The following is an 18,608-nucleotide window of genomic DNA, read 5'->3' on the forward strand; positions in this document are numbered from 1 at the left end:
CAGAAAAACGGCGCGGCTTGCCGCGCAAAGACCAGCGCCTGTTCTGCTTGCGGCAGTTGCAGAAAACGGTGGTTGCGCGGCGAAAATCCGTCAACGGCACAAAAACCAATATGGTTCACCTCTTATTAAACGGCCTGCTGATAAAAAACGGCGATGATTTGCGCCGGCGCCGGAGAGATATGTGCGGCATTCTGAGGATCCATTGCTGAGGACGGTCTGCGATCGGGTTCTCGAACTCGACGCGCCCGCCTTCGTCAAGGACGGCGAACTCAGATATGTCGCGGTCAACGAGGCCTTTGCGCGCCTGTTCGACGTAAAGCCGGAAGAGCTCCTCGGGCGAACGGGCCGCGATGTCGGTCTCGACGCCGGTCTTGACCTGCATGACAAGGAACGGTCCTGCGTCGTGTTCGGCGACGAGCAGACCAGCCATTATCTCGATCCGGCGGGCAAGGGCTTCTTCCACATAGAGCTCGAGCGTTTCGAGCTGAATGACGGGCGGTTCTTCCTCTACTGTCGCTTCGCGCCAAAACCACTGTCGCCAGCGGCGGACGAACAAGTCGACGCCCAGAACCGCGCCAGATCTTGGGCGCCGGAAATCGACCTCGGCCAATTCGATTCGATCCTCGACATTCTCGATGTCGGCGTGGTGCTCTGGTCGCCGGACGGGTGTCTCGCTTACGCCAACGAGCGGCTCTGGGCTTTCTATTCCGGCATAGACGGGCTGAAGGTCGGCATCGGCTTTCGCGACTTCAGCAGCCGGATGTACGACTATTTCGCCCGTATCTGGCCCGACGCCTATCCGCCGAGCGAAGACGCCAAACAGGCCTGGATCGAGACGCGGGTCGAATGGCATTCGCGCGACGTCGCGGCCGATCAGGTTCTGCTGCCGAACGGTCGTCATATCCAGTTCATGAACCGCCGTCTTGCCGACGGCTCCGTGCTCGGCATGCGGATCGACGTCACGGACATGAAGCGGCGGGAAGATCTGCTCGACCAACACGTCCAGGAGATCTCGCTTTATCGGGAGCTCCTCGACTGCCTTCCTGTGGCGACGTTTGCGCGCGACGCGGAGCACAAGCTCGTCTACGCCAACAGACGGTTCAGCGAATTATGGGGCCTGGACCCTGACAAACTGATCGGCCTGACCGAACACGAGATGTTTCCCCTCGAACGGGCCGACTACCTCGCCGCATCCAACGCCATGACCCTGAGCGAAGGCGAGACCGTCCAGCATGAAATCGACATTCCGGTCCGCAACAGCATTCTCCGCGGCATGGCGCGAACGGATCTCATCCGCACCGAGCGCGGCTTGACATTTCTCGTCGGCGCCATCACCGACATAACGGGTTTGCGCCAGCGCGAGTTGATGCTGGAAGAGGCGTCGCGCAAGACGACGGATCTGCTGAAGGACATCGAAGACATCATCTCCAACATCGACGTCGGCATCCTCGTGCTGGATTCGTCGCTGAACATTCAGATGATGAACGAGGCCTATCACCGGCATCTCTGGAAGGACATGCCGCGCGACAGGCTCGACGGCCTGAAGGGACAGTCGTTCACCGTTCTCCTCGAAGAGAGTCATCGTCGTCTGGGCATCGAGACGCCGTGGGAGGATTATCGTCGACAGCGTCTGACTGAAATTCAGTCTTCGCCCATCGCGCCGCGCGAAATCGTGCTGCATGACGGCATGAGCTATCTCTATTCCAGCATCCATCTGTCGCGTGGCCGCATCATGCTTTGCTACTTCGATGTCACCGACCTGCGGCGGCGCGATCAGGAAGTGAGCGAAGCGCGCGCCGAGGTGGACAGCGCCTATCGACTGATCAAGAATGCGACCGAAACGATGCCGCAGGGCGTCTGCGTCATTGAGAACGACCAGATCGTCTTCGCCAACAACGCGCTGGCCCGCATCTTCGAGGTGCCCGTGGACGCAGTCGCCGTCGGCAACGACTGGCGCGTCGGCTTCGACGCGATTCCGCTCGGCGGCGACGACGAGGACCCCGTCATGCTGCGGCGGGAAGCCGAGCAGGCCATCGGCGGCCGCCGCGATTTCACGCGTCTCTACCAGTTGCAAAGCGGCCGCTGGTTCAAGGTCGAGCTGCGCTGGAGCGACGCTCAGGGCGTCATGCTGGTTTCCGACCAGACCCGCACCGTCGAGCGCGAGAGCGAACTGCAGCGGCTCGTGGCGAAAGCCGAGACCGCCGACAAGGTCAAATCCGAATTCCTCGCCAATATCGGCGTGGAATTCCGCACGCCGCTCAACGGCATTCTCGGCATGGCGGAATTGCTCGGCAAATCGCCGCTCGACACCCGCCAGCGCGCCTTCATCGAGATCATTCAGAAGTCCGGCAAGGCGTTGATGGCGATCATCAACGACATCATCGAATTCTCAAAGCTGGATTCCGGCCATATCCAGCTGAAATACGCGGCCTTCAATCCGGCTGAAGCCCTGGACGATGTCGCAACCCTGTTCGCGAGCCGCGCCGGCGAGAAGGATCTCGAGTTGATCGTCGAGCGCAAGGGCGAGTTGCCGGCCAAGGTGATGGGCGACGCCGGGCGCTTTCGCCAGGTGCTCACCAATCTCATCTCCAACGCCATTCAGTTCACCGACCGCGGCTATGTGCTCGCCTCGGTGCAGACGACGCCGGACAGCGCCGGCAATGTCATCCTGCAGGTCCGCGTCGAGGACACCGGCGTCGGCATTCCCGCCGAGAAACTCGATACGATCTTCGACAAGTTCTCGCAGATCGACCTGTCCATCTCCCGCACGGCCGGGTCCGGCCTCGGCCTGGCCATCGCCCAGCGCCTGGCGCAGATTCAGGGCGGGGTGATCACCGTCCACAGCGTCGAGGGCGTCGGCACCGAATTTTCCTTCGCCTTGCCGGCGCAGGTGGCGGCGGAGAGCCGCCGACAGGAGCCGCTGCCCGCCGATCTCGCCGGCGCGCGCATCGTTGTCATCGACGATCACGAACAGACCCGCACCATACTCTGCGACAACATCGCCGGCTGGGGCTTCGATTGCGTCGGCGCGGCTGATGCGCTGACCGGCTATTCGATCATCCGCACGGCTTTCGAAAGCGGCCTGCCAGTCGATGCGATCGTGGTCGACGAAACCATGCCCGGCGAAAGCGGCTGCGATCTCGTCGAGAAGCTCCGCACCGAAGCCGATTACGCCGGTCTGCCGGTGATCATGCTCGCGTCGGGCGAGCTCGCAAGCGGCGCTCCCGCCGCCTCGATCCCGGTCGACGCCTATCTTCCCAAGCCGGTGCGCATGCCGGTTCTCCGCGCCACGGTGATCGACGTCATCCGGGCGCGGCGGTCGACCCACGGCGTGACCCCGTTGCGATCGAGGCGGACGAGGCCCCCGCGACGCCGAATGCGGACCCGACGTGCTGGTGATAGAGGACAACGACATTAACCGGATCTTCTTCGAACAGATACTCTCCGAAGCCGGCCTGACGCGCCGCATCGTCGCCGACGCCGCATCGGCCGAGACCGCCTGGCGCGAGAAACGTCCAGCTCTGACGTTGATGGATCTGACGCTGCCCGACGCGACGGGCCAGGCGCTGTTGTCGCGTCTGCGCGATCTCGATGCGGCGATCTATGGCGATGCGCCGCCGCCGATCATCGGCGTGGCGAGCCGTGGCGACGACGCCTGCCTGCAGGCCTGCCTGGCGGACGGCATGATCGACAGCATCGCAAAGCCGATGACGCCGGACAGGGTGATCGAGAAAATCCGCCAGCATGCGCCGGCACTGCTGGCGTTCTCGGAACGGGACGCGGCCTCCGGCTGACGACGCGACATTTTCGGCTTTTGCCCCCGGCCCGAAAAATCATCTAGGACTCGCGCGAACGCCGCCGATGGCGGCCTGTCGCTGGGGAATGATCATGCTTGTTTTTCTGCTTGGACTCGTATCGTTTGTCGGACTGCATCTCATGCAAGCCGTCGCGCCTGGCGTGCGAGAGACGGCGGTGGCGGCGTTGGGACGACCCGTCTATCGCATCGCGCATTCGGTTCTGTCGATCGCCACGCTCTGTCTGCTGATCTACGGTTTCGGACAGGCGCGCCAGGAGACGGGCGTGCTCTATTATCCGCCGGTCTTCTTCAGCCATATCACGCTGACCCTGATGCTGATTGCGGTGATCGTGCTCGTCTCGGCTTTCCTGCCCGCCGGCTATATCGCGGCGAAAACCAAGCATCCGATGGTGACGGCGGTGAAGATCTGGGCCTTCGCCCATCTTCTGGCCAATGGCGAGACGGTGCAGGTGATCCTGTTCGCCGCCTTCCTCGCCTGGGCGGTCGTCGTCCGGATTTCCTACAAGAAGCGCATGGCGCGCGGTGAAGCGCTGCCGCGTCCTTATAAATCCTGGAAATACGATATCGCCGCCGTGGTCATCGGCGTCCTCGTCTATGGCGCCATCGTCATGAAGCTCCACACTTTGTTGATCGGCGTTCCTGTGATGGCGATGGGGTAACCCCGAGAATCTCGGCGTCGCCCCCTTACATTGCCGCCGAAATAGGATAGAAGCGGCCTTTGATGCGAAACCCGCGCCAAGACGGATGTCCACGATGACCATGATGAACGACAATGAGAGTTTCATTCGCGAAGTGAACGAGGAGCTGCGCTCGGAACAGATGCGCAGCGTCTGGAAGCGTTTTGCGCCTCTCATCATCGGCGGCGCGGCTCTGATCGTCGTCGGCGTGGCCGGAACCACGGCTTGGCAATGGTGGGAAGGCAAACAGTCGTCCGCCTCGGGTGATCGCTTCCTGACGGCGCTCAAGGACGCCGGCGACAACCGTACGGCGGAAGCCGAAAAGGAACTCGCCGCTCTGTCGAAGGACGGCTTCGGCGCCTATCCGGTGCTGGCGCGGATGCGTCTCGCCACGCTGAAGGCGGAAAAGGGCGATGTGCCGGGCGCGGTCGCCGACTTCTCGTCCATCGGCAAGGATAGCGCCATTCCCGAGTCGATGCGGCATGTGGCCCGCCTGCGCGCCGCATGGCTGTTGATCGACAGCGGCGATTACGCCAAGGTGGCGGCGGAAGTGGAAGAGCTCGCGACCCCGGCTTCCGCGATGCGCCACGGCGCGCGCGAGGCGCTGGGCCTGACCGCCTTTAAATCGGGCGATTACGCCAAGGCGCGCGATTGGCTGCAACTGATCGTCGACGACGCGAATGCGCCAGCCGGCGCGGCGAGCCGCGCGCGCACGCTACTCGCCTTGATCACGGCCAGCGGCAAGCTGTCCTGATCCCAACTATATTACTTGTCCGGAGCGGTTCATGAGTTTCACAGTGGCTATCGTCGGGCGTCCGAATGTCGGCAAATCCACGCTGTTCAACCGGCTGGTGGGCAAGAAGCTGGCGTTGGTCGACGACACGCCGGGCGTGACCCGCGACCGCAGGCCGGGCGACGCCAAGTTGATGGATCTGCGCTTCAGGATTATCGACACCGCCGGTCTCGAAGAAGCCGACGAAGAGTCGCTGGAAGGCCGCATGCGCCAGCAGACCGAACTCGCCATCGACGAGGCCGATATCACGCTGTTCGTGGTCGACGCCAAGATGGGCCTGACGCCCGTCGACAGCACGCTGGCCGAAATGCTGCGCCGTCGCGGCAAGCCCGTTGTGCTGGTCGCCAACAAGTCGGAAGCGCGCGGTTCCGACGCAGGCTTCTATGACGCCTATGGCCTGGGCTTGGGCGAACCCTGCCCGATCTCCGCCGAACACGGCGAGGGCATGATCGACCTGCGCGACGCGATCGTTGCGGCGATCGGCGAGGAGCGGGCGTTCGAAGAAGAAGACGTCGCCGAGACCGATGTCGCCGTGCCGAGGGACGATGTCGACGACATCGAGGACGAGGATTACGAGCCGGAATATGACGACACCAAGCCGCTGCGCATCGCGGTCGTCGGTCGTCCGAACGCCGGCAAGTCGACGCTGATCAATCGTTTCCTCGGCGAAGACCGACTGCTGACCGGTCCGGAAGCCGGCATCACCCGCGACTCCATTTCGGTGGAATGGGACTGGCGCGGTCGCAAGATCAAGATGTTCGACACCGCCGGCATGCGCCGCCGCTCGCGCATCACCGAAAAGCTGGAAAAGCTGTCGGTCGCCGACACGCTGCGCGCCGTGCGCTTCGCCGAAACCGTGGTCATCGTCTTCGACGCCACGATCCCGTTCGAAAAGCAGGATCTGCACATCGTCGACTTCGTCATCAAGGAAGGCCGCGCCGCCGTGCTCGCCTTCAACAAATGGGATCTGATAGAAGATCGCCAGGCGGTGCTCGCCGATCTCCGCGAAAAGACCGAGCGTCTCCTGCCGCAGGCGCGCGGCATCCGCGCCATCACCGTCTCGGGTCAGACGGGTGACGGGCTCGACCGGTTGATGCAGGCGATCGTCGACACCGACAAGATCTGGAACAAGCGCATCTCGACCGCCAAGCTCAATCGCTGGCTCGATTACCAGACCCAGGGTCATCCGCCGCCAGCAGTGTCCGGCCGCCGCATTCGCCTCAAATATATGACGCAGGTGAAATCGCGTCCGCCGGGCTTCATGATCTCCTGCTCGCGCCCGGAAGCGCTGCCGGAAAGCTATACGCGTTATCTGATCAACGGCTTGCGCCAGGATTTCGGCCTCGCCGGCGTGCCGATCCGGATCTTCTACCGGAGTTCGGTGAACCCGTTCGAGGGCAAGAAGAACAAGAGGGACTAGAGACGTCGACCCGACGTCTTCGGCGCAAGGCATGGGAGGCTCTGGCGTGACCGAAACCGGCAAATTCACCACGCCGTCCCCCGAGGACATCCGCAACTGGCGGCCCGAAACGCGCGCCGTCGACGCGGGGCTTGCCATAGACCCCTCGACGGGCGCCATCGCGCCCAATCTCTCCGCATCGGTCAACAACGCGCTTCTGCCGGGCGAGGGCGCGTTTTCGGCCGATGGCGTCGAGGATCTCGCCGATCTGCCCTATCTCTACGCCCGTTGGACCAATCCGACCGTGCGTCAATTGGAAATGCGGGTGGCGGCGCTGGAAGACGCCGAGGCTGCGCTGTGCTCGGCCACCGGCATGGCGGCGATCGCCGGCGTGTTCTTCACCTTCCTGAAAGCGGGCGACCATCTGGTGGTGTCCGATGTCTGCTATGCCGGCGCCACCGAACTCGCCCAGCGCATCCTGCCGGATTATGGCATCGAGGTGACGCCGGTGAACATGTCGCGGCTGGACGAGGTCGAGGCGGCGATCCGTCCCAACACCCGCCTCGTCCATTGCGAAAGCCCCTGCAATCCCATCCTCAGGCTCACGGATCTCAAGGCGGTCGCCGACCTCGCCAAGTCGCGGGGAATCAAGGTGTCGGTCGATTCCACCTTCGCCACGCCCGTCGCCACCCGCCCGTTCGATCTCGGCGTGGATCTGGTGATTCATTCGCTGACCAAATTCATGAACGGTCATGGCGATGCGCTGGGCGGCGCGGTCGCCGGCTCCAAGGCGGATATCGCCCGCATCCGGGCCCGCGCCGGCGTCTATTTGGGCGCGACGCTCTCGGCGCAAAACGCCTGGCTGATCCTGCGCGGCGTCGACACGCTCTATGCCCGCATGCGGATGATCTCGGAAACATCAGCGAAAGTCGCGGCCTTCCTTGAAACTCATCCCGCCATCGAGCGGGTGATCTATCCCGGCCTCGACAGCCATCCGCAAAAGGTGCTGGCTGACAGCCAGATGGATATACCCGGCGGCATGATCGCCTTTCGCGTCAAAGGCGACCGGCAGGCGCACGCCGTGGCGCTCGCCAAGCGGCTGAAGGTGGCGCATTACGCCTTTTCCCTGGGGCACCAACGCTCGATCGTGGTGCTGCTCGACACCAAGGAGATGATGGCCTCGACCTTCCGTCTCAAGGGCGCTGCCCTGGAAGACTATAGACGCTTCGCCGGCGATGGGATTTTCCGCCTGTCGATCGGGCTCGAGGCGGCGGAGGACCTGATTGCTGATTTCGATCAGGCGCTGCGCATCTCCAATCCCGGCGCGTAGGCCTTTTCAATTTCATCTGGCGACACGCCATTGGCGCGCATGACATTCTCCAGGAATTGCCGTGTGGCCGCCTCCCAGGTGTAGGTTTCGGCCAGCGCGCGGGCCGCCTCGCGTGAGCAGTCGAGCGCCTTGAGGCAGGCTTCGCGAAGATCGGAATCGAGCGCGCCAGCTTTCGGATGCCCGCCGAGAATGTCGGCTGGACCGGTCACCGGATAGGCGGCCACCGGCGCGCCGGCGGCCAGCGCCTCCAGGATGACATTGCCGAATGTGTCTGTCTTCGACGGGAAGACGAAAACATCGGCCTGGGCATAATGCTCGGCGAGCTCCTGGCCGAACTTGGCGCCGGTGAACAGCGTATCCGAATAGGCCTTCTGCAGCTTTTCGCGCGCCGGGCCGTCGCCGACCACGACTTTCGAGCCCGGCAGGTCGAGTTCGAGGAAGGCCTCGATATTTTTCTCCACCGCAATGCGGCCCACCTGCATGAAGATCGGCCGGGGCAGGCCGAAGGGCCGGTCGACGAGCGGCTGCGGCTTGTAAAGATTGTGGTCGATGCCGCGCGACCAGCGCTTGAGGTTCTTGAAGCCGCGCGCCGTCAGTTCCGCTTCGAGACTGGCCGTCGCCACCATGCAGACATTGCCGGCATTGTGGAAATTGCGCACCATGCCGTAGAGAATGCTCGCCGGGATGGGGATGCGCGCCGTGACATATTCGGGAAAGCGGGTGTGATAGCTGGTGGAGAAGGGCATCTTGTTCTTCAGGCACCATTTACGGGCGTAGTAGCCGAGCGGCCCTTCTGTGGCGATATGCACATAAGAGGGCTGGAACTTGTCGATTTCCTTCTCGACCGTCCGGTAACGCGTCAGCGCGATGCGGATTTCGGGATAAGAGGGCAGGGGAATGTTGCGGAAGCGGTCGGGCGTGACCAGCATGATCTCATGACCCAGTCGCCGCATTTCGTCGATCGTATTGTCCAGCGAGCGGACAACCCCATTCACCTGCGGATGCCAGGCATCCGTGACAATCGTAATCTTGGCCATATCGCCTCACAGGCCGGAGAATCCGGCGTCGCCCAGGTTCTCCGGGCCTTGTGCGACCGGCGTGTTACAGGCGTGTGACGGGCGCGTCAGAGACCCAGAGTCTGCCTCGGGATCAGCGCGCCGCGATGGCGGATGACTTCGGCCGCGAGACGCGCGGCGAAGCGCGCGGCCTCTTCCGGGATGTCGCCGGCGGCCAGACGGGCGAGATAGCCGCCATCGAAACTATCGCCGGCCGAGGTCGTGTCGACGATGGCCTCGACGGATGCGGCGGGCACATGGATCTGCCGATCCGCCGTGGCGATGGTCGCGCCTTTCGCGCCGTCCTTGACCAGCACCGTGTCCACGCCCAGGGTCCTGTAGCGGGCGACGGTCGCCGCGACGTCCGCGTCGCCGAAATAAGTCGCTTCGTCATCGAAGCCCGGCAGAACCAGCGAGGCTGCGCGGGCGCCGTCGGTAATGCTCTCGCGCATCTCGTCGAGCGAGTCCCAGAGGCGCGGGCGAAGATTGGGGTCGAAGGCCACCAGCTTGCCGGCGGCGCGGGCCTTCGCCATGCGCTCGATCAACCGCGCGCGGGCGTCGGGCGAGAGGATCGCCAGCGTGATGCCGGAGAAATAGACGATGTCGGAGGCGGCGATGGCCGCGTCGAGCGCGGCGGCGTCATCGGCCAGCCGTCTGGCGGCGGAGTTTGAGCGCCAATAGGAGAAGGATCGTTCGCCATCCTTCAGATGGATCATGTAGAGGCCGGGGCTGAGGCCCTGCAAACGCTGGATGAAACCGGTCTCGACGCCCGCATCGGCCATGAACCCCGCCATGTCGTTGGAGGCTTCATCGTCCCCGAGCGCGGTAAAATAGGCGACCGACCAGTCCTCGGGCATGAAGGCCCGGGCGTACCAGGCGGTGTTGAACGTATCGCCGGCAAAGCCCTTGCGGAACGTGTCGCCGCCGAGGCTCGCAAGTTCGATCATGCATTCGCCGATACACAGCAGTCGCGCCATTTTGACAAAATCCTCCTCTAGTCCCGATCGCGGTTTACGGAAGCGGCGGCAGCCGGTAAAGCGTAAAGACGTGTCAAATCTGGATTTACAGACGGAGACTTTGCATGGCGACTTCGGGTCCAATCAAAAAGAGCGGCGCAGACTGGTGGCGCGGGGCGGTGATCTATCAGATCTATCCGCGCTCCTACCAGGCGCCGGACGGATCCGGCAGCGGCACGATCAAGGGCATCACGCGGCGGCTGCCGCATGTCGCCTCGCTCGGCGTCGACGCCATCTGGCTGTCGCCCTTCTTCAAGTCGCCGATGGCCGATATGGGCTATGACGTCTCCGATTACTGCGACGTCGACCCGCTGTTCGGCACGCTGTCCGATTTCGACGAGATGGTCGCGGAAGCTCATCGGCTCGGTCTCAAGGTGATGATCGACCAGGTGATTTCGCATTCGTCCGACCAGCATCCCTGGTTCAAGGAAAGCCGGGCGAGCCGCGACAATCCCAAGGCCGACTGGTATATCTGGGCCGATCCCAAGCCCGACGGCACCGCGCCCAACAACTGGTTGTCGATCTTCGGCGGCCCGGCCTGGGAATGGGACGGCGTTCGCCGGCAATATTACATGCACAATTTCCTTAACTCGCAGCCCGACCTCAACTTCCACAATCCGGACGTCCAGGACGCGCTGCTCGACACGGTGAAATTCTGGCTGGAGCGCGGCGTCGACGGCTTCCGTCTCGACACGGTCAATTACTATTTTCACGACAAGACGCTGCGCGACAATCCGCCGATGCAGATCCAGGTGGAAGGGGCGGCGCAGGATGCGCCCGACACCAACCCCTACACCTATCAGAACCATCTCTACGACAAGACCCAGCCGGAGAATATCGAGTTTCTCAAGCGCCTGCGGGCGCTGCTCGACCAGTATGACGATCGCGCCACGGTGGGCGAAGTCGGCGACGGCTATCGCTCGCTGGAGACGGTGGCCGCCTATACCGCCGGCGACGACAAGCTGCATATGTGCTACACGTTCGACCTCCTGTCGCCCGACTTTTCCGCCGCCCATATCCGCAAATGCGTGACGGCGGTGGAAACGCAGGCCGCCAATGGCTGGATCTGCTGGGCCTTTTCGAACCACGACGTGCCGCGCCATGTCAGCCGCTTCATGGCGGCCGGCGACAGTCAGGACCGCGTCGCCAAGATCGCGCTCACCACGCTTTTGTCGTTGCGCGGCTCGGTCTGCCTCTATCAGGGCGAGGAGCTCGGCCTGACCGAAGCCGATATCGCTTACGAGGATCTGCAGGACCCCTATGGCATGCGCTTCTGGCCGGCCTTCAAGGGTCGCGACGGATGCCGCACGCCGATGGTGTGGGATGCGGGCCAGCCCTATGGCGGTTTCTCGACCGTGAAACCCTGGCTGCCGGTGCCGGAGGAACACCGCATCCGCGCCGTCGACGCCCAGCAGGGCATGACGGGTTCGGTGCTGAGCCACTACCGCGACACGCTGGCCTTCCGCGCCGGCCATCCGGCCATGACCGAGGGCGATTTTCATTTCCTGCAGGTCAATCAGGATCTGCTCGCCTTCACCCGCCGCCAAGGCGATCAGGCGCTGCTGTTCGTCTTCAACCTGACGCGCGAGGCCCAGAGCTTCATCGTGCCCGACACCGTGTCGGTAAAGGAGCAGCTGGCGCTGCCCGGCTTCAAGCCCGGCTTCGACGGCGCCGTGGTCAAGCTCGACGGGTTCGACGCGTTCTGCGCGACGATCGGATGAGGTGGGCGCCGAGGGTGGGGGCACCCCCTCTGGCCTGCCGGCCATCTCCCCTCAAGGGGGGAGATCGGCTGGGCGGATCGTCTTCCGCCACATCAACCGACGTGTTTGCCGCATAGTCCGAGGTTAGTAGAGGGCGAGGCATCGCCGCGCATCAATCTCCCCCTTGAGGGGAGATGCCCGGCAGGGCAGAGGGGGTAACCCCGGGCATCAACCTCTCCTATCATCAAATCACCCCATTTCCGGCGCAATCGGCATTCCCCTGAACTGCCCGGAATTGTCATGCGACTGAACTCCTGCCTCGCTCTCGCCGTTGCTCTCACCGCCGCCCCAGCGCTCGCCGATCCGCCGCATCGGCCCAAGCAACTGGTGCTGATTTCCTTCGATGGCGCGCATGACAACAGCCTGTGGGAACGGTCGTTGGCCCTGTCGAAGCGGACCGGGGCGACGTTCACCTATTTCCTGTCCTGCACCTATCTCATCAATCCGGCCGACCGGAAAACCTATCGCGCGCCGCATCACGCGGCGGGGAAATCGGCGACCGGTTGGGCGCTGACCGTGCCGGAGATCCAGGCGCGGCTCGGACATATCTGGCAGGCGCATCTCAATGGCCATGACATCGGCTCGCATGCCTGCGGTCATTTCGACGGCAAGGATTGGACGCGGGCCGACTGGTCGGCGGAGTTCGACGCCTTCGACGATGCGCTTCTCAACGCCTGGGCCCGCAATGGCGTCGAGGATAAGGAGCCGGACGGCTGGGCCGACTTCGTGCGCAAGGACATCACCGGCTTTCGCGCGCCCTATCTGTCGACCAGCCCGGGTCTCGCGCCCGCGCTCTCCGATCACGGCTTCCGCTTCGACGCCAGCCTCGTCTCAAGGGGCCGGCGGAGCCTGAGCGCGATGGTGGCCTGATGCGCTTCGCTCTGCCGCGCATTCCTGAGGGGCCGGAGGGACGGCCGGTCATCGGCATGGACTACAATCTCTATGTCCGCCATTCCGGCGGACTGAATTCGCCCAGCCGCGCGCGGCAATTCGAGGCGCGGACGCTTGCCGCCTTCCGCAACGCCTTCGAGACGCAATATCAGGGCAAGCGCATTCCGCTGCAGCTCGGCTTCCATTTCGTCGAGATGAACGGCGGCGCCTATTGGGATGCGCTGGAGACGTTTCTCGGCGAGACCTGCTCCAAAAATGACGTCGCCTGCGTGAGCTACACGCAGGCGATGGAGATGCGGGGGATGGCCGGCGCGAGCGGGCTTTAGACCTTCTCCTCTCCTCCGGATTCGATGAATTTCTGATCGAGCGAGGGCAGAGGCTCGTCGTTCATGGCGGCTTCGAAGGCCTGGAGACGCTTGTAGATCGAGATCAGCTCGATCATCGTCGGCCAGCTGTTGACCAGATACTGGAAGGAACTGGTGACGTTGCCGAAAGCGTCGCGGATCTGCTGGAAAGCGCCGAAGGTGATGACGCCGGCCGCGAACGACGGCACGAGGATCAGGATCGGGAAGATGTTGTCCGTCTGAAGGTAGAGATATCGGAAGAAATTGAAGTAGCTGTAATGCCAGAACATTCGGAAGTTGTTCTTCCGGATATTCGAGAACAGCTCACGCACGGTCACGGGTTCCGCCCTCTCGGGCGAGTCTTCTCCGTAGACGAGTTCCTTACGATAGGCCGCTTCGACGCGCTGATTTTGAAACTCGAGGCCTGGCAGCTTGATACCGGCGACGATCATCAGCAGCGTGCCGAAAATCGACCAGAAGATCGCCGCGAACATGAGCGGATGCGGGATCTCGCCAATGATCGGCAATTCCTTGACATTTTCCGAAAGCGTCGCCAGGAGCGGCAGGTAGACGATCAACGTCATAAACGAACCGATGAGGCTGGTGCCCAAGCCTTCAACGGTGCGCGAGAAGCGCATCGTGTCTTCCTGAATACGCTGTGACGCGCCTTCGAGATGGCGCACCTTGGTCCAGCGGTCATAGTAATAGTCGGTCATGGCATTGCGCCAGCGAAACAGATAATGGCTGGTGAAGAACAGCGTGAAGACCGCTGCCGTAATGCTGACGCTGGCGATCTGGAAAAACTTGAAGGCGCCGTAGTAGATTTCGGCCTGGCTGACCGTCCCCGGCTTGTTCAACGCTTCCACGATCATGTTGTAGAACGGGCCGCGCCAATAGGTGATGGCGACGCTCGTATCCACCGAGAAATAGGTGAAAAACGTGATATAGATGCTGCCCCAGATCGACCATCTTTTCCACGGGTGATCGCCGCCGATGATGGTCCAGAAGACGCCGAAGCTGATCAGGAATGTCAGGAAATAGGCGTAGAAGAAGATGTTGTCGGGGGTGATGAAGTAGCTGAGATCATCCGGAGGCGTCCCCGGTCGGGCCTGCATGCCCAACCATGCCTGGAGATCCGGAGCGATTGTGAACCAAACTGCGAGGCCGACCGCGAACCAGACGAAGGCAGCGATCAAAGCCAGCTTCGGTTTCGGGAAAAAGGATTCAAACAAGGCTGGGATCTCCGCTTGCCGGCTTTGCCGGACGTCATTTTCGCGCGACCCTAATAGAGTTCGATTCCGCCCGCAATGGCGGGCGAGCCGCCTAACGAGAATGTAATTTCCCGGTCAGGCTACGGTCATTTTTCGCTCAGTCGCAGCGGCAGCGCGATCAGCGCCGAGAGCGCCAGAGCGCCCGCCGCCAAGAGGCTCGGCAGCGTAAAGCCGCCGCTCCATTCGGCGACGCTGCCCGCCACCAGCGGTCCGGCGATCTGACCGAGGCCGAAAGCGGCGGTCATCAGGGCGAAGGCGCGGCGAGGACTTTCGGGGGCGAGATCGCGGGTGAGCCGCAGGCCGTAGGCGGTGATGACCATGAAGGTCGCCCCGAGCGCGACGCCGCCCAGCAACGGCGCGACCGGTCCGTGCACCAGCACCGAGGCTGCGACGCCCACGGCTTCCAGCGCGAGCGCGGCGAGATAGGCGCCGCCGAGACCCAGCCGCTGCATCAGCGGTCGCCAGGCGATCAGCGACAGCGTCGCGGCGCAGCCGGTGAGGAACCAGCTCAGGAATTCGACGCTTGCGCCGAGATGCGCGAGCCGGATCATCGCGACGATGAATGTGGCGGTGACGACATAGCCGAAGCCGAACAGGCCATAGGACAATACCAGCCTCGAAAACTGGCGCGTCCAGACGAGACGCGGCTCTCGCTGTGGCGCCGACGAGCCTGTGACCATCGGCGGCAGGAGGACGAGGACCAGGACGAAGGCCGCAAGGCTGACCGCCCCGCCGGCCAGCCAATCCAGCCGCCAGGCGCCGGGCGCGATTTGGCCGATCGCATAAACCAGCGCCGAGGAGGCGGCGATACCGACCCCGACGCCGCCGAAATGGGCGGACTGGATGCGTTCGCCGCCGACGCGGGCGGCATGGCCCAGCACCACGGAACTCGTGAAGATCATCGCAAAGGCGCTGGCGACGCCTGAAAGAAAGCGGACGAAGGTGAAGACCAGCACATTGTCGGTCGCGGCCATCAGAGCGAGGAGCACGGCATTGGCCGCAAGCGCCGCGAGCGCCGTTTGCCGCTCCCGTCCGCCGGCCCAATGGAGCGCGGCGAGCAGCGCTCCGACGAGATAACCGGCGAAATTGCCGGCCGCGATCAGGCCCGAGGCGCTGGCGCTCAGGCCGAGCTCCGAGATCATGCCCGGCAAGATGGGGGTGAAGGAAAAGCGGCCGAAACCCATGGCGGCCGCCATGGCGACAGCGCCGGACATGGCTGCGGCGCGCGCATGGTCGTCGCGAAAAACTGGAAAAGTCGAGGACATCATCGCCGGTCCTGTTGCAGTGCAGCGGATATGGTCCCGAGGGCCTGGCGTGACAAATGACAATTTGTGAAGCATGCATAACAATTTCGAAGGCCAAAACACGGATGGCGGCCGAAGCCGCCATCCTCAAGCCTTCAATTCCCTGATCAGGGACGCGCCACCTGGGCGCGATAGCTGCTGCGATCCGGCCGGATCGCGGGGGCGGCGTCGAGCGAAATGCCGCTTCCACGCCGCGCCAGCCTTCGTCGAGATAGAGCTTGCGTCGGTCATCTGCGTCGATGGCGTCATGACGCGCCATCACGCGCTTCACCTCGCCCTCGCGATCGTCGTGAATGCGTACCGCCAGCAGCACGCCGCCGCGCTTGACGCTCTCGGCATAGACATGCGCGTGGTCTTCGACCACATCTGCGCCGATCAGGCCGTTCAGAAGACCTTTGGCGCTGTTGAACATCGAGTTGAAAGCGGGCAGATCGCTGGCTTCCGCAGATTGCGCCTGGTCGAGGCGTTCCGCCTCGGCTTGACTGGTGATGACGGAAATATCATCCGAGGCGATGCCGGTCATCTTCAGCGCCGTCACGGTGTCCTGTGCTTGGGCGTAGGCGTCAAAAAGTCCTATCACGGTCTTCATCGGCGTTCCTTTCGTCCTGTTCACGAGGCTTCAATTGAGATCGATCCGTGGTCTCGCGGCTACCTTTCCCTGATTGTCCAGGCTCACATCGACGCGTCTTGCGCCCGATGTCGCCACTCCCCGCCACACGCCCTTGTTGTCGAGCCATAGCTCGCCGATCGCGACAAAGCCCATTGCTTCCATGCGGGCGCGCGCCTGCGCTTGCGAGTATGAACTTGTCCCTTGTTGCAAGCCAGGCGCCGGGATCGATCCGGTGGTTTCTTCCCTCGGGGCGAGCGTTTGCGCTTGCGCCCCGCTGTAGAGTAGCAGCGATGACAGCGCCAACGCAAGCCGCGACGAGCGAATTGGGTCTATCATCATGAAAACCAAGCTCCCTTTTCGCCCGTACGTCAAACGTGCGCGGCGGGGAGTGGTTCCGGATTTTCGAGTGGTCAATCGACGAGAGTGAGAATCACCGGCGCGGTCCGGGTGGCGATGAGCGTGTGCTCGAACTGCACGGTGAGCGCGCGGGGCTCGCTATACAGCGTCCAGGGATCGTCGCCGCCCTCGGCCCAACTGGCGCCGAGCGACAGGAAGGGTTCGACGGTGAAAACCTGGCCGTTTTCGATCAGCCGGCGCTCTGACGGGTCGGGCCAGGTAGAGAGTTCCGAAGGTTCCTCATGCAGCGAACGGCCGACGCCGTGGCTGGCGAGGTTTTGGATCAACGTGTAGCGGTTCTTGCGGGCGAACTCGCCGATGGCGTTGCCGATCTTCGCATAGGGCTGGCCGGCGCGGACCTGGTTGATGCCTGTCCACATGGCGCGCTTTCCGTCGCGGCAGAGTTTTTCGGTCCTGGATACGACGGGCGCCATGATGAAGGACGCGCCCGTGTCGGCGAAGAAACCGTCCTTGACGGCCGAGACGTCGATGTTGACGAGATCGCCCGGCTTGAGCACCCGGTCGCCCGGGATGCCGTGGGCGACCTCTTCATTGACGCTGATACAGGTGGCGCCGGGGAACTGGTAGCATTGCTCGGGCGCGGATTGCGCGCCCTCCTGCTCCAGAAGCCTGCGGCCGATCGCGTCCAGTTCAACCGTGGTCATGCCGGGCTGGATGGCCTCCGACATCTTCTTGAGCGTCAGCCCGCAGATGCGGCCGATTTCCTTCAGCTTCTGCAGCTCATCATCCGTTTCGACAACCATGCGCCACGTCCTTTCGCGCCGAAGCCTATCGACGCTTCGGCGCGAAACGTCAACCGCCGATCGCGTCGCGGACGATGGGGGCGACCTTGGTTCCATAGAGTTCGATGCCGCGCATTAACTGGTCATGCGGCATGAGGCCGATCGCCATCTGCAACAGGAACCGGTCGTTGCGGAAGATCTCGTGGTGGGCGATGATCTTGCGCGCCAGCGTTTCCGGATCGCCGATGAACAGCGCGCCTTCTGGCTCCGTGGAGCGGTCATATTGCGCCCGGCTCGACGGACCCCAGCCGCGTTCGCGTCCGATGCGGTTCATCACCGCGCTCGAGGGGCCGTAGAACTGGTCGACGGCGGTCTGATCCGTCTCGGCGACAAAGCCGTGCACATTGATAGAGGTCTTCAGCGCGGCGGGATCATGGCCGCCTTTTTCCGCCGCCTGCCGGTAGAGATCGAAGAGCGGCGCAAAGCGCGCCGGTTCGCCGCCGATGATGGCCAGGGCCATGGGCAGGCCGAGATAGCCGGCGCGGGCCACCGATTGCGGCGTTCCGCCGACGGCGATCCAGATCGGCAGCTTGTCCTGAAACGAGCGGGGATAGACGCCGCGGCCGTTGATCGGCGCCCGCGTCTCGCCGCCTTGCCAGGTGACGATCTCGTTGTCGCGCACGGTCAGCAGCAGGTCGAGCTTCTCCTCGAACAACTGGTCGTAATCATCCAGGCTCTGGCCGAACAGCGGGAAACTTTCGATGAAGGAGCCGCGGCCGACCATCAGTTCGGCGCGCCCCCTGGCGATCAGGTCGAGCGTGGCGTATTGCTGATAGACGCGCACCGGATCGTCGGAACTCAAGACCGAGACGGCGCTGGTCAGCCGGATCTTGCTTGTGCGGGCGGCGATGGCGGCCAGAATGACACGGCGCGGACGCCGCGTAGTCGCGACGGTGATGCTCGCCCAGACCGAAGACGTCGAGCCCGACCTGATCGGCGAGTTCGATCTCCGCGATCAGTTCACGAATGCGCCGCTCCGCATCCTTTCCGCGCTCGCCGGGAGCCGGATCGGGATTGACGTCTGCGAATGTGTAGAGACCCAGTTCCATGGTAAACTCCTGTTTGCAACGGATATGGCCATTTTCGCGCAGCGAGGAAAGGGGCGGGGAAGCGAACACTGTGTCAGATGCGGCTCAGCGCGG

Annotated in this window: 13 protein-coding genes and 2 pseudogenes; 9 read left to right on the forward strand and 6 right to left on the reverse strand. The window is 63.4% G+C overall.

Going from position 1 to position 18,608, the window contains the following annotated elements; all coding sequences use genetic code 11:
- Window positions 1–181: 181 nt before the first annotated feature.
- From H2O14_RS17890 to H2O14_RS17915, 6 genes are all read left to right on the forward strand, one after another.
- The gene (locus tag H2O14_RS17890; RefSeq protein ID WP_182828710.1) at window positions 182–3,418 is read left to right on the forward strand and encodes an ATP-binding protein; all 3,237 of its coding nucleotides are present in this window, start codon (window positions 182–184) and stop codon (window positions 3,416–3,418) included.
- A complete protein-coding gene (locus H2O14_RS17895; RefSeq protein ID WP_182828711.1) occupies window positions 3,390–3,794 on the forward strand; it encodes a response regulator in 405 nt (134 codons plus the stop codon). Before H2O14_RS17890 ends, H2O14_RS17895 begins: the two co-directional genes overlap by 29 nt.
- A 94-nt stretch (window positions 3,795–3,888) precedes the next feature.
- Window positions 3,889–4,476 (forward strand): NnrU family protein, encoded by a 588-nt coding sequence (locus H2O14_RS17900; protein ID WP_182828712.1) that lies wholly within the window; start codon window positions 3,889–3,891, stop codon window positions 4,474–4,476.
- 100 nt (window positions 4,477–4,576) lie between these two features.
- Entirely contained in the window at window positions 4,577–5,248 is a 672-nt protein-coding gene (locus tag H2O14_RS17905) for a tetratricopeptide repeat protein (RefSeq protein ID WP_182829428.1), read from the forward strand.
- Window positions 5,249–5,279: 31 nt separating this feature from the next.
- Window positions 5,280–6,707 (forward strand): ribosome biogenesis GTPase Der, encoded by a 1,428-nt coding sequence (gene der / locus H2O14_RS17910; protein WP_182828713.1) that lies wholly within the window; start codon window positions 5,280–5,282, stop codon window positions 6,705–6,707.
- Between the two features lie 46 nt (window positions 6,708–6,753).
- The gene (locus tag H2O14_RS17915) at window positions 6,754–8,016 is read left to right on the forward strand and encodes a trans-sulfuration enzyme family protein (protein ID WP_312858620.1); all 1,263 of its coding nucleotides are present in this window, start codon (window positions 6,754–6,756) and stop codon (window positions 8,014–8,016) included.
- Here H2O14_RS17915 and H2O14_RS17920 read toward each other — a convergent pair.
- Together H2O14_RS17920 and H2O14_RS17925 are read right to left on the reverse strand one after the other, a co-directional pair.
- Window positions 7,983–9,053 carry a glycosyltransferase family 4 protein gene (locus H2O14_RS17920; protein WP_182828715.1) on the reverse strand — a complete coding sequence of 357 codons (1,071 nt, stop codon included), beginning with the start codon at window positions 9,051–9,053 and terminating at the stop codon, window positions 7,983–7,985. The genes H2O14_RS17915 and H2O14_RS17920 overlap by 34 nt on opposite strands.
- An 86-nt stretch (window positions 9,054–9,139) precedes the next feature.
- The gene (locus H2O14_RS17925; RefSeq protein WP_182828716.1) at window positions 9,140–10,048 is read right to left on the reverse strand and encodes a sugar kinase; all 909 of its coding nucleotides are present in this window, start codon (window positions 10,046–10,048) and stop codon (window positions 9,140–9,142) included.
- A 104-nt stretch (window positions 10,049–10,152) separates the two neighbouring features.
- Here H2O14_RS17925 and H2O14_RS17930 point away from each other — a divergent pair, with 104 nt between their 5' ends.
- A complete protein-coding gene (locus H2O14_RS17930) occupies window positions 10,153–11,808 on the forward strand; it encodes an alpha-glucosidase (RefSeq protein ID WP_182828717.1) in 1,656 nt (551 codons plus the stop codon).
- Between the two features lie 279 nt (window positions 11,809–12,087).
- Window positions 12,088–13,064 (forward strand): annotated as a pseudogene (locus H2O14_RS17935) (polysaccharide deacetylase).
- Here the strand turns inward: H2O14_RS17935 and sbmA are convergent.
- Together sbmA and H2O14_RS17945 are read right to left on the reverse strand one after the other, a co-directional pair.
- Entirely contained in the window at window positions 13,061–14,314 is a 1,254-nt protein-coding gene (gene sbmA, locus H2O14_RS17940; RefSeq protein WP_182828718.1) for a peptide antibiotic transporter SbmA, read from the reverse strand. The pseudogene H2O14_RS17935 and the gene sbmA overlap by 4 nt on opposite strands.
- Before the next feature lie 125 nt (window positions 14,315–14,439).
- Window positions 14,440–15,621, reverse strand: coding sequence for a YbfB/YjiJ family MFS transporter (locus H2O14_RS17945; RefSeq protein ID WP_246697434.1), 1,182 nt, complete (start codon window positions 15,619–15,621; stop codon window positions 14,440–14,442).
- 70 nt (window positions 15,622–15,691) lie between these two features.
- Here H2O14_RS17945 and H2O14_RS17950 point away from each other — a divergent pair, with 70 nt between their 5' ends.
- The gene (locus H2O14_RS17950; protein ID WP_182828719.1) at window positions 15,692–16,396 is read left to right on the forward strand and encodes a hypothetical protein; all 705 of its coding nucleotides are present in this window, start codon (window positions 15,692–15,694) and stop codon (window positions 16,394–16,396) included.
- 281 nt (window positions 16,397–16,677) lie between these two features.
- Here the strand turns inward: H2O14_RS17950 and map are convergent, their stop codons facing one another.
- Window positions 16,678–17,427 (reverse strand): type I methionyl aminopeptidase, encoded by a 750-nt coding sequence (gene map, locus H2O14_RS17955; RefSeq protein ID WP_182828720.1) that lies wholly within the window; start codon window positions 17,425–17,427, stop codon window positions 16,678–16,680.
- Window positions 17,428–17,476: 49 nt separating this feature from the next.
- Window positions 17,477–18,515 (reverse strand): annotated as a pseudogene (locus H2O14_RS17960) (LLM class flavin-dependent oxidoreductase).
- Window positions 18,516–18,608: the final 93 nt, after the last annotated feature.

Origin of the sequence: Rhizobium sp. G21 (assembly GCF_014158035.1) — a bacterium.
GTDB lineage: Bacteria > Pseudomonadota > Alphaproteobacteria > Rhizobiales > Rhizobiaceae > Rhizobium_E.